This is a genomic window from Bifidobacterium ruminantium DSM 6489 (genome assembly GCF_000770925.1).
GTDB classification, from domain to species: Bacteria; Actinomycetota; Actinomycetes; order Actinomycetales; family Bifidobacteriaceae; genus Bifidobacterium; species Bifidobacterium ruminantium.
Window position 1 is genome coordinate 15456 of record NZ_JDTK01000015.1, and the last position, 12616, is coordinate 28071.

The 12616-nt window shown below is 64.0% G+C and carries 9 protein-coding genes; 1 reads left to right on the forward strand and 8 read right to left on the reverse strand.

The genetic code is table 11. From position 1 onward, the window contains the following. Positions 1-66 precede the first annotated feature (66 nt). The 6 genes from gtfA to OU26_RS06650 all read right to left on the reverse strand — a co-directional run bounded on the left by gtfA (position 67) and on the right by OU26_RS06650 (position 8420). On the reverse strand, positions 67-1581 hold the full coding sequence (gene gtfA / locus OU26_RS06625; protein ID WP_026647206.1) for a sucrose phosphorylase: 1515 nt from the start codon (positions 1579-1581) through the stop codon (positions 67-69). Between the two features lie 253 nt (positions 1582-1834). Next, positions 1835-2758 (reverse strand): DUF4392 domain-containing protein, encoded by a 924-nt coding sequence (locus OU26_RS06630; RefSeq protein WP_033499006.1) that lies wholly within the window; start codon positions 2756-2758, stop codon positions 1835-1837. A 109-nt stretch (positions 2759-2867) separates the two neighbouring features. After that, positions 2868-4709 carry an ATP-binding protein gene (locus OU26_RS06635; RefSeq protein WP_051593014.1) on the reverse strand — a complete coding sequence of 614 codons (1842 nt, stop codon included), beginning with the start codon at positions 4707-4709 and terminating at the stop codon, positions 2868-2870. A gap of 125 nt (positions 4710-4834) precedes the next feature. Further along, the gene (locus OU26_RS06640) at positions 4835-6646 is read right to left on the reverse strand and encodes a 5-oxoprolinase subunit B/C family protein (RefSeq protein WP_081815691.1); all 1812 of its coding nucleotides are present in this window, start codon (positions 6644-6646) and stop codon (positions 4835-4837) included. A gap of 12 nt (positions 6647-6658) precedes the next feature. Then, the gene (locus tag OU26_RS06645) at positions 6659-7444 is read right to left on the reverse strand and encodes a 5-oxoprolinase subunit PxpA (protein WP_026647203.1); all 786 of its coding nucleotides are present in this window, start codon (positions 7442-7444) and stop codon (positions 6659-6661) included. Positions 7445-7607: 163 nt separating this feature from the next. Beyond that, a complete protein-coding gene (locus OU26_RS06650; RefSeq protein WP_026647202.1) occupies positions 7608-8420 on the reverse strand; it encodes a putative hydro-lyase in 813 nt (270 codons plus the stop codon). Positions 8421-8724: 304 nt separating this feature from the next. Between OU26_RS06650 and OU26_RS06655 the strand changes: the two genes are divergently transcribed. Continuing rightward, complete coding sequence (locus OU26_RS06655; RefSeq protein WP_026647201.1) at positions 8725-9678, forward strand: aminodeoxychorismate lyase; 954 nt, start codon at positions 8725-8727, stop codon at positions 9676-9678. A gap of 60 nt (positions 9679-9738) precedes the next feature. On the opposite strand, the gene OU26_RS06660 is transcribed toward OU26_RS06655, so the two are convergent. Both OU26_RS06660 and OU26_RS06665 read right to left on the reverse strand, forming a co-directional pair. Then, positions 9739-10821 (reverse strand): LacI family DNA-binding transcriptional regulator, encoded by a 1083-nt coding sequence (locus OU26_RS06660; protein WP_026647200.1) that lies wholly within the window; start codon positions 10819-10821, stop codon positions 9739-9741. Between the two features lie 296 nt (positions 10822-11117). Then, positions 11118-12407 (reverse strand): ABC transporter substrate-binding protein, encoded by a 1290-nt coding sequence (locus tag OU26_RS06665; protein WP_033499007.1) that lies wholly within the window; start codon positions 12405-12407, stop codon positions 11118-11120. Positions 12408-12616: the final 209 nt, after the last annotated feature.

Here is a 12616-nt window from a genome sequence, read left to right on the forward strand (position 1 = left end):
AGCCACCGCCGCCGGTACGGCAGACGGCTACGGAACGGACGGCGCGCAATCGCAAGAAAACAGGCGTTAGGCGGCGACCGGCGGGTTGGCGATCAGGTCGTCGGAACGGTGGGCGCCGGCTGCGTCCTTCCATTCCAGCGTGGCAACCGGCGTGGCGTTGTCGACACCCAGGCCGCGCTTCGGCTCGAAGGTCAGCGTGGCCTGCGTGGTGGCGCCGCGCCAGGTGAAGCTGATGGAGTCATCGCCGTCGGCGGTGTACGAGAACGTGCCGTCGAACGCGTCGAGCTCGTTGCGGAACTTCGCGAGCGCGTTCAGCGCCTTGACGACCGGACGCTTGAGGTTCTCGTCGATTTCCGCGGTGGAGTAGTAGTGGCGGTTGATGTCTCGACCGTTGTTGGTCTTGCGCAGCAGCTCCATGTCGTTGCGGCCGGCGAGCGCGCCCACGTAGTAGACCTGCGGCACGCCCGGCAGGAAGAACTGCACGGCGCGGGCGGCGATGTAGTGCTGGTCGTTGCATCCAAGCGCCGAATAGTAGGTACTGTTGACCTGGTAGAGGTCGAGGTTGGATGCTGCGGCACCGGTTGCCGCCTGGGATTCGCCGTGGGTGTTGGCATGGATGGTGTTGACCAGGTTGTCCACGTCCTCGTCCGGCACGAGGCCCTTGAGCGAGCGGTCGAGCTGGTCGGAACCGATGTCAATCACGCCGATGCCGTCGTGCGTATCGAGCACGGTGACGGCGTTGTTCGGGCGTATGTCGGTCCAGTGGGCGACGGGCTCGACGTGGCCGGTGCTCAGCGCGTGCAGGAGCAGCGGCGGCAGGGCGAAGTCGTAGACGTGGTCGACCTTGGATGCGATCTCAACCTGCTTCTTGTAGTAGGAGTGCACTTCGATGAGGATTTCCAGACCGCGCTTCATGCCTTCCTCGCGCAGGCGGGAGATCAGCTTGAAGGTCTTCGGGGTCATGAAGCAGCTGGTACCGGCTTCCTTGGCGCCGTAACCGACGGCGTCGAGACGGATGTAGCTGACGTGGGAGGCTGCCATCTGGTCGAAGATGGACATGAGGTATTCCCAGCCCTTGTCGGAATCGGTGTCGATGTCCACCTGCTGCGGGGTGAAGCTGACCCAGACCAGGCGGGTCTTGCCGGCGAACTTGTAGTGGGTGAAGGGCAGGCCCGGGCGCGGGCGGTAGATGCCGGCCAGATCCTCTTCGGTGGCGCCGTTCGGGAAGACGGAGCTCATGGTGAGGAACATCGGGTAGTACTCGGATTCCTCGCCCTTGGCGAGCACGTCCTGGAACTGCTTGGATTCCCAGCTCATGTGGTTGACGATGGCGTCGACCATGATGTCGTGGGTCTTGGAAAGCTCGGCAACGTCGTCCCAGCTGCCGAGACGCTCGTCGACCTTGGTGTGGTCGATCGGGTCGAAGCCTGCGTCGGCGCCGTCGAACGGGGTGAAGAACGGCAGGATGTGAACGCCGTCGTACACGCCGTCGAAGCGGGTGCGCAGAATGTCGGTCATCGACTTGATGGTGCCGTCGCCAAGGCGGTCGGCGTAAGTGATGAGCTGCACCTTGTTTTTCATGGAGCCTCCTTCGGTTCCAAAAAGTCGTTGCGAGATTCTTTGCGGGAGTCCTTACGGCCATTCCCACGGTTGTGTCGAACCGGTTCGATATTACCGCAAAATGGGGCTCGACACCAAAACCGCAACCGGTGTTCGGGCGTGTCGAACCGGCTTTCGGCCGAATCGCGGCGCATGTCTCCGGCGCCCGATTCGAAAGCGACGGACATGCGGGGGCAGCCGCGAGCGCAGGGCCCTCAGCCTTGGGCACAGGACTTCAGCTGCGGGCGCAGTCCGTAAGCTGGCCGACCTGCTTAAAGTAACGGTCGGGTTCGAGGCCGTCGACGGTCGCCACGTTCGTCATATGCACGCCGTCGAGGCCGCCGTATTCGACGATCACGTCCAGCACGCGCTCCTGCCACGTCGGTTCAAGATACGGGTCGACGGCGTTGCTGCCCAACGCGCGCATCGCACAGACAAGCGCGTGCGCGCCCCAATTCGACGTGCCGGCCACCACCAGCTGGTCGGTCGGCACCGTGCAGGCGATGTTCTCGCCGTGGTCGACCACCCCTTCGATGGCGTAGTCCTCCACACGGCCCATGCCGATCTCGTTGCCGCCGTCGCCCACGCCGATCGTGTGCAGGCCGAGCAGCGTGAGCTGGCTCAGCGGCGTGGTCCATTCGGTGATGTCGATGCCGCGCATGTTGTGCGGGCTGCCGTCGCGCGCCGGGCCGACGCGTTCGATGTAGACGAGCGTATCGATATGTTCGGTTTTGGCAAGGTCGATGACGCCGTTGAGCCAGGCGTCAAAACCGCCCTTGGGATTGGCATTCGGCGCGATCAGCACGTGGTCGTCCGGCAGGAAACCCAATGCGGACGGGCGAATCACCGGCGCGCAGCATTCGTCGCTGACCAGCCATGCGTCGCCGCCAATCGCACGCAATGCCATGCATACTTCCAGCGCACCCAACGGGCCGTCCGTTTCCGCAGCGGGTTGCGCGGCCTTCGGAATGTAGAAGCCGGTGACCACCAGCGCGCGGGCGGGCCGACCTTCCTTGCTGCCCGACAAGTGGCGTGCGGCTCGGAACAAATCGCCGCGCGAATACGTCATCAACGTTTCGGAACCGCGTCCGACGTCGGCTCCCGCCATGCGTGCGATACGCGCGATTTTCGGATAATACCGCCAATCCAGCATGCTCATGTTGCGTTCCTTCCGTGGTCTGGGTTTTGTTTTTGCGATTGCGATGCGTTGCATGTAAGGGGCGTGCGGTTCACCCGACGGCCGGCAGCCGTGTCAGCCGGCCGCCGCGTTAACCGATGGCGCCGAGGGGGTCGCCGTATTGCGCGGTGTCGCCGACCTGCGCCGATCGGTGCAGTATGCCGGCAACGGGGGCGGTGATTTCGGTTTCCATCTTCATCGCCTCGAGTACGACGATCGGCTCGTTTTCCTCAACGTGCGCGCCGTCATCGGCGAGCCAGCGGACGACCGTGCCGGTGATGGTCGATTCGATAGGGGTGTCTTGGGTGCTTGCGATATCCGAGTTTGCGGCGGTCTGCGTGCCCGATCCTGCTGGAACGGACTTTTGATAGGCGTTCAGCAGGGCTTGGATGACCGATTCGCCAGAATCGGACGTGAGGGCAGGGTCCCCCGTTGCGCCGGCTCCAGCCAATCCGGCCAGCCCCGCGCCCAGCGCGGCGACGGAGGCGAGCGAAGCGGGCAGGCCCAATCGCACGCGTTTGCCATCGACCTCGACCCAGCTTTCCACCGGTTCGGGCGCTGCGGCCCGGCGACCCGGTTTGCCGTCGGCCAGCGTGCGCACGTCCACGGAAGGCAGGAATTCCTCTTCGATCCAGCGCGTGTAGACGCCGAAATCGCCGTCCGTCGCCACGAAAGCTGGCTGTTCGAGCACGGCCTGGTCGAATTTGCGGACCGTCGGCACACCGGAAATCGCCAGTTCCGTCAAAGCATGGCGGGCGCGCGTCAGACAGGCCGAACGCGACGGCGCGGAGACGATCAGTTTGGCGATCATCGAATCGAACTGCCCCGGAATCGCGCCGCCTTGCGCAACGCCGGAATCGAAGCGGATGCCCGGTCCGGTCGGCACGTCCAACCGGTCGACGATGCCGGGGAACGGCACGAAACCAAGGGATGGATCCTCCGCGTTGATGCGGAACTCGATCGCATGCCCATGCGGAACGGGGGTGCCGTGTTCCAAGCCGGGAATGTCGGTGACATGAGCGCCTTCGGCGATCGCCAGCTGTGCGGCCACCAGATCGACGCCGGTCACCTCTTCTGTGACGGGGTGTTCGACCTGAATACGCGTGTTGACTTCCATGAACGACATCGTGCCGCCCGGATCGACCAGAAACTCAACGGTTCCGGCGCTTTCGTAGTGCACACGGGAGCAGATGGCGACGGCCGCGTCTTCCAGCGCCCGGGTGGTTTCAGGGGGTAGGAACGACGCTGGTGCCTCTTCGATGAGTTTCTGATTGCGGCGCTGCAGCGAGCAGTCGCGCGTGCCGACGGCCACAACGTTGCCCGCGCCGTCGCCGAGGATCTGCACTTCGACGTGGCGCGGGCGGGCGAGGAATCGTTCGATGAAGCAGTCGCCGTTGCCGAACGCCAGCTCGGCCTCGTGCGTGGCGGATACGAACGCCTCGCGTACGTCTTCCAGCCGGTGCACCACTTTCAGACCTCGACCGCCACCCCCGTAAACGGCTTTGATGGCCAGTGGCAGGCCGTGTTCCTTGGCGAACGTGATGACTTCGGCGGGGTCGTGCACCGGTTCCGTGGTGCCGGGGGCCATGGGCGCGCCGACTTCGGCCGCGATGCGGCGCGCTTCGACTTTCGAGCCGAGCGCGCGGATGGTGGCGGGCTGCGGACCGATCCACGTCATGCCGGCGTCGATGACCGCCTGCGCGAATTCCGCGTTTTCGGCAAGGAAACCGTACCCGGGGTGGACGGCGTCGACATGCGCCTTGTGCGCGGTTTCCACGATGGCCGCGATGTTGAGATACGTGCTTTGCGCGTCGGATCCGCCCAGTGCGTAGGCCTCGTCGGCGGCGTGCACGAACAGCGCGTCCGCGTCGGGGTCGGCATAGGCGGCGATGGCGATGCGGCCGGTGTCATGGCAGGCGTGGATGACGCGCATGGCGATTTCGCCACGGTTGGCGATGAGGATGCGCCGTAGTTTCGGGGTTGCGGGCGATGGCGACGACAATGATGGCGACGGGGATGGGAGCGCCGTTGCGGATGGTGCAGTCGATGCGGATGGCATTATCGAACCTCCTTGGTGGGGTACGCAGGTTGCGGAGTAGACGTGGCATGGGCGGAAACGACGTGGAAGCGGACGCATGCGCCTGGTGGCAACTGCCCGGCCACGTCCAACGATTCCGGTTCAAGCACGGCGATTACCGGATATCCGCCGGTTACAGGCTGGTCGCGCAGAAAAATGACCGGTTGTCCGCTGGTCGGCACTTCGATTGCGCCGGATGGCGTGGCCTCGCTGGCCAGTTCGCGCGTGTCGGTGCGTTCCACGGGTGCCGCTCCCGAAAGTCGCAGGCCAACACGGTTCGACTGCGCGGTCACTGTCCACGTTTGCGTCAGGAATGCGGACAGGCCGGCTGCGGTGAACCAGTCGTCGCGCGGCCCCAATCGCACGTATAAATCCGTAGGTCTGCCGGGTTTCGGCAGGTCGGTCGGCCATGGCTGCGGCAGGCCGACGCCGGCATCGCACGCCGTGGACGCGGTACGTATGGCGAGCCGCTGTTTGGCTGCGATCGGGCGCGGGCCGATGCCGCTCATCGTGTCCGTTGCAGCCGAACCGAGGGTTGTCGCGACGCCGAAACCGCCGCGTACGGCCACATAATCGCGCAGGCCGCTGGTCGGCGGGGCGATTGACAGCACGTCCCCGTCACGCAGCAGAACCGGTTGTTGCATGGCGATTGTGGTGCGGTCGGCGGCATCGTTCGATGCGTTCAAGACGGTCCGGCCACTGCATCCACCGGGGGAATTTGGGGTGAACGTGCCGTTTGAGCCGCCTTGACTATCTTGCGATTGCCGGCTTCCGGTAATCGTCACATCCGCCGAAGCGCCCGTCACCGCCACGACCACACTGCCGATGGCACGCATGCGCACGCCACCACCGGTGATTTCCAACACGGGGGTATTAGCGGGGTTGCCGACCAGTGCGTTGGCCAAGTGGGAAGACGTGCGATCGGCGGCGCCGGAACCGGTCACGCCCATGTTCGCGGCGACACGGCCATCATCCTGGAAGGTGGTGAGCAGGCCCGATCGGAGGACTTCGAGAGCCGGAGTCGAGGCCGAGACGGACATGGAATCTGGCGCCTGCGAAACTTGAACGGAATCGGACACAGAGGCAGAAACAGAAGCCGAACCGCCGGAAACGGCGTCACGCACGGGCGTAAAACGCACGGTGTCGCCGGGCTGCAACAGCGCGGGCGGGTCGGCCCGCTCGTCCCACATCGGCATTTCCGTGTGGCCCAGCAACTGCCAGCCGCCCGAGCTGACGCGCGGATACACGCCGGAAAACGTGCCGGCAAGCCCCACCGCGCCCGCGGGCACGCTCAGCCGTGGCACTTTGCGGCGTGGCACATCGAATATCGGGTCGCCGCCGGTCAGGTATGCGAAACCGGGCGCGAAGCCGACGAACGCCACGGACCAGGCGGCATCGCAATGCCGGCGCACAACCTCGTCAACGGAGATGCCCAGCAGGTCGGCTACGTCCGCCATATCCTCGCCATCGTAAATCACCGGAATTTCAACGATTCGGGAATGCCGTTCCACGTCGGCGGCAACGTTCAGCGCGCGAATCGCGGCGGTCAGTTCGACACGCGACGAAAGCAGCGGATCGAAGGCGACGTAGACGGTGCGCGCAGCGGGAATGAGTTGTTTCACGCCGGCGAAAACGGAGGTCGCGCTCGGCTGTGCGGCCCGCTCGGGCGATTCCGCAGTTTGTTCCACGGCATGTTTCACGGCGCTCTGCAACGCGGCGAACACCCGCAGGGTCTCGTCCAAATCGGCGAGCTCCACGAGTATGCCGTCCGCGCCACAGGTCAGGAATCGCATGTCGCCACCGCCTCAATCCCGCGCGGCCGATGCGGCTGCGTCGCCTGCGAACGCGCGTATCGCAACGCCTTCCGACTCCAAGCGGGCGCGGACGGCACGCGCCATCGCCACAGCCGAGGGCGAATCGCCATGCACACAGACGGAATCGGCGTTGAGCGGCACCACGGTGCCGCCGATCGCCACCACCTCATGCTCGCACACCATGCGCAGCACGCGCGCCGCCACTTCGGCCGGATCGGCGATCACTGCATCCGGCAAACGGCGCGACACCAGCGTGCCGTCCGCGTTGTACGCGCGGTCGGCGAACGCCTCGTGGAACACACGAAGCCCGGCCTGCGCGGCCAGGCGGCCGACCACGGCGCTCGGCTGCGTCAGTATCGCCAGCGATGCGTCCACGCTGCGGATAGCCTCGACCACGGCGGCGGCCTGCGATTCGTCACGCACGATTCGGTTGTACAGCGCGCCATGAGGTTTCACGTACCGCACCTGCGCGCCGACCGACCGCGCCATGCCTTCCAACGCGGCGATCTGGTACATCACGTCCGCCTTGAGTTCGTCGGGAGACTCGTCCACATAGCGGCGCCCGAATCCGGCCAGGTCGCGGTACGCCACATGCGCCCCGACCATTACCCCCCGCGACGCCGCGTATGACAACGTTCTCAGCATGACGGACGGGTCGCCCGCATGGAAGCCGCACGCCACGTTCGCGCTGGAAACCACGTCGAGCAGCGCCTCGTCGTCGCCGAGCGTCCAACGACCGAAGCTTTCGCCCATATCGCTGTTCATATCGATTCGCATAGCCGTCTGCTTTCCGTCTGTTTCCTGCACAGCCATCGTTTCCATTCCTTCCGTCGCCTTTCCGTCGTTCTACCGTCGCAGCGTTCTTCAGCCGCGACGTCCCTTCTGCCGCAGTCGCCGCAGCACGCATCTCATGCCGCGCCCCGCAACCTGCCGCTCGGCCTCACACCATGTATTCCAAATCGCGTTTGCTGGTGATGAACATGTGCCCCGGCGCGTGCGTGATCGCGAATTCCGGTTTGGACGCCATCACCGCGGCCTGCGGGGTCACGCCGCACGCCCAGAACACCGGCACATCGCCCGGCTCCAACACGGGGGCATCGCCATAGTCGGGATGCATGATGTCGTCGATGCCGATCGCGGACGGGTCGCCCACACATACGGGGGCACCGTGCACGGACGGGTAATAGCCGGAAATCCGGCATGCGTCGGCCACCTGCGTAGACGGAATGCCACGCATCGACACGACCATCGTCGAATGGAACGCGCCGGCCGAACGGCACTCGATCGACGTGTCGTACATCGGCACGTTGCGGCCTGCCGTGATGTGCCGCACCGGCACGCCCGCCTCCATCAGCGGAAACTCGAATGTGAAACTGCAGCCAATCACAAACGTGACCAAATCGGATCGCCAATACTCGCGAATATCGGGCACTTCGGCTACCAGTTCGCCACGCTTCCACACGCGGTACAACGGCACGTCGGTACGGATGTCGGCGCCCGGCGCGGTGACGGGTGCGGTGACGCCCGGCTCCATCACTTCCAGCAGCGGGCAGGGTTTGGGATTGCGCTGCGCGAACAGCAGAAAATCGAATGCCTGCTCCTTGGGCAGAATCATCAGATTCGCCTGCGCGTAGCCTTGCGCGATGCCGCAGGTCGGGCGGACCAGGCCGTCACGGAACGCGGCGCGCGCCTGTTCGGGCGTGCTCGCCGCGCCAAGTTCGGTTGTTCCCATATCGGACATCCCATCCACCATTGCGCTCACCTTTCCCGTCGGCCGCCGTCCGGCCTTTTCCGAACGAACTGCCGACGAACCCCGAAATCAGATTCCGCAGAAACGGACGTTCAGAGTCGCTTTCCCTCACCTTGGTCGCCGAACGTTACGGGAGCCGCGCGATTCATGACGCGTATGTTTCCGCATTGCAAATTGGCGGTGCCAAGTGGAAACAAACCATGGTTAGGTTGGACGCCGAAGACGCACGCGAACGCTGACGCAACACAACAGCGCAACAGCAATAAAGCGGCAACCAAAAGACGCGGAGCGCGGAAGAGAGGTTCCCATGAGTTCGATCGTTCTGGCAGTCGGTAACGGCAAGACGCTATTCGGAGGCGCAGGCGTGGCGCCCGACGCGGATCTGGTTCGTTTCGTCGATCCGGAAAATCCCATCATCAACGCGTTCGATTTGTGCGCACTGCGCGGCGACGGCATTTTCGAAGCGACCACGGTATGGAAGGGTTTCCCGGTCTCGTTGGAGAACCATCTGAAGCGTCTCGCCAATTCCGCCCGCCTGGTGGATATGCCGGAACCGAACATTCCCGCGCTCACCCGCGCGGTCCAGCTGGTCATCGACCAGTATGACAATCCGGAACCCGGTCCGATGCTGCGCATCATCGTCTCCCGTGGTCTCGATCCGGACACCGGCGTGGGCAAGGCGGCCGACCGCACGCCGACCGTCTACATCTTCCTTGACGCGAAGGGCACGCTGCATTCGCTGGAGCCGATCACCATGGCTTCGATGACGCGCGGCTACCCGTCGGACATCACCGCACGCGCCCCGTGGCTGCTCAACGGCGCGAAGACGCTGAGCTACGCGTTCAACTGCGCCGTGCACCGCGAATGCGCCCGCCGTGGCGTCGGCGACGCGATTCTGTTCACGGAGGACGGCTACACGATGGAATGCCCGAATTCGTCGATTGTGGCACGCTATGGCGATACGTTCGTCACGCCCGACCCGCGCATCGGTATTCTGAACGGCACATCACAGCGCGAAATGTTCGCCTGGGCGCTCGAAGAGGGCAAGAAGGCGGAGTACAGGAAGCTGCCGATCGCCGAGCTGCGCGAAGCGGACAGCCTGTACATGACGCACGGCGGATGGTCGATTCCGATCAGCGCGATCGACGGGCGCGCACTTGCCGTGGATGCGGCGGAGATCCAGGCGATCAACGATGCGATCCATTCGGGCCGCACGCACGAGGACGCGTTGAAGATCGGTCCGACCGGCGATTACGAATAAGGCGAAACGACCCGCTTAGCAGGTAAAACGGCCCGTCCAATGATGGGCGATACGGCCCGCTTAGCGCGTGGTATCGCCCAGTTTGCGCGTCACGGGAATCAGCACGTCCGGCTCGTACGGCTTGCGTCCCGTGGCGCTTGTCGTATCTGCCTTGGCATCCCCTTCCTTGGCGATCGCACGAACGATATTGCCGACCGCGACCTGCGCGATTTTGTCGAAATTCTGCGCCACCGCGGTCATTTTCATACCGGCCAGGTCGGTCAGATACGTGCCGTCGTAGGCGATGATCTGCAGGTCGCGCGGAATCACGATGCGCCGGCGCATCGCTTCGCGTACGCACAACGCCGCGCCGATATCGGAGCTGATCACTGCGTCGATACCGTCCGTCGGCATACGGTTGAGCACATCGTTCACCGCTTTCTTGTACCCTTGGAAATCCTGCACGGCTCCGGCCTCGACATACTCGTACCGCACGCCGGCCGCCTTCAGCTCCTGCTCCAACGTAAGGTAGTAGCGGATGGTGGGGAACGTCGTCTTATGCAGATCGAAATCGTCTGGAACATCACCTTGCGCCGCCAAATCGAAGAACTGGTCGCGCGGACCGCCGATCATCACCACGTGGTGCGCGCCGGTGTTGACCAGCATGTGCGCCATAAGCCGGCCGCCCTGCTCATGGTCGGAGCCGATCGACGCGATGCCGCCGCCCAGCACACGGTCGAAGGCGACGATCGGGCGGTGGATGGACGTCCAGTAATCGTTCGGATGGGTGGTGTGCGAGCAGACGATGATGCCGTCCATCATGTGACGGCGCAGCATGTCCACGTATTCGACCTCGCCGTTTTCCGCGTCGGCGGTGGAGCACAGCATGGTGCGCAGTCCTTGCGCGGCCAGCTCGCGTTGCAGATGCGCGGTAAGGGTGGCAAAGAAGGGGTGGCGGATGGTCGGCACGATCACACCAACCAGGTTCGTGCGGTTCTTGTACAGGTTGCGAGCCAGCTCATTCGGCACGTAGTTGAGCTTCTTCATGGCGGTGTTGACCCGCTCACGCATGTCGTCGGACACGTATCCGGTCTTGTTGACCACCAGCGAAACCGTGCTCAGCGAGACTCCGGCCTCTTTCGCCACGTCGCGCATGCCGACCATGCCAACACCTCTCTCCCCGTCAACGTCAGGACGTAACAAATCGCGATATTAAGTGTTATTTTACATATGTTTGGAGTGATGTTCCGCAATCGTTTGCACAATATGGGCCGTCAGTCGACAGCACCTATCCCACCCCTCTTCGCCTCCGCCTGAAACACCCCGTAAACCCCCGTTCTGGACATGACAAACGCGCGTTTCGCATATGAAAGAGACGGCGTGGCGCTTGCGATTGCCATCGCTTGCGTCGCACCGTCTCTTTCATTGTGCGGCCAGACAGCACGGCCAGACGTTGCGCATCAGGCCGTCGGTACGGAACCTTCCTGGGAGTGGTCGAAGACCGGCTTGTTGTCGGCGTCGTACTTATAGACGCCGATGGAAGCCGAGCTCGGATCATGCGCGTCGTTGAACGCGCCGATGGAGGTCTGGCCCTTGTACTGAATCTCCTTGCCGTCCTTCAGCAGGGCGAGGCAAGCCTTGTAGGAATCGCATTCCTCGCCCTTGGTGGAGCCGGAGACGGCCATAAGGTTCTTCTGCACGGTCGTACCGTCCGTGGCGCCGCCCTTCTGCGCGGCGAGCGCGGCCAGCACGATCGCGTCATACGTTTCGGCGGTGTACGTGAAATCGGTGACCTTGGCGTTGAAGGACTTGACGTTCTTCTGGAATTCCTCGGTCGGGTGGGCACCTGGGATGGTGCCGGTGGAGCCCTTGAGCAGGCCCGCGTCGAAGTCGGCGGAATGGTCGACGGTGTTGCCGTCGGTCATGTACAGCTTGTGGGTGTCGAGGCCTTGGGCGGCGAGCTCCTTGACGAGCGGCACGGTCTGGTCGAAGGCGATGACGAGCGTCGCGTCGGGGTTGGTGGCCTTGATGGCCGTGACCATCGATGAGAAGTTCGTTTCGGTCGGATCGAACGTGTCCTTTTCGCCGTAGACGACGTTCACGCCCGCGTCTTCGACGGTTTTGACGACCACGTCACGCAGTGAGGTGCCGTATTCGTCGTTGAAGACCGCGATGGCGAGGTTCTTCACGCCGTCCTGGGCGATGATCTGGCCCAGGACCGCACCCTGCACCGTGTCCGGCGGAATGGTGCGGAAGAAGTAGTCGCTAAGGCCGGAGAAGGCCGTGGACGTGGCGCCGGAGGAAATCATCGGCACTTTGGCGGAGGTCACCTGCTTGTAGGTGTTCTTGACCACGGAGCTGGACGGCGGGCCGACCACGACGGACGGGTTCTTGGCGAGCACCGACTGCGCGGACGAGGTGTTCTGGTCGGCATGGTCGGCGTCGGACGTGTCGGCGGACGTGATTTCGATGTCTTTGCCGAGCACGCCGCCAGCCGCGTTGATGTCTTTCTGCGCGAGCTTCATGGTGGCGATGTTGGCGGGGCCGAGGTACGCCATGGAACCGGTCAGCGGGAACAGGCCGGCCGCCATGAACGTATCGGATTTCGCGCTGCCGGACGAGCCGGACGCAGCCGAATCGGCCGTGCCGGACGAGCCGCAGCCGGCGAGCAGCATCGTCATCGCCGCTGCGGCTGCGGTAATCGCAATAGTTGTTTTTCTAAAATCCTTCTTGGCAGTGAAAGCACGCATCGTAAGCTCCTCTCTTGTTGTGCGCGGCTACTGGCGGACGACGTCACTCGGTCGGCACGTCACCGGACTGGGTATGGTCGAAAACTGGCTTGTTGTCTTTGTTGAAGACATAGACGCCGATGTTGGCGGAACTTGGATCGTTGTTCTTGTTGAACGCGCCGATGCCGGTCTGGCCCTGGTACTGAATCTCCTTGCCGTCCTTCAGCAGG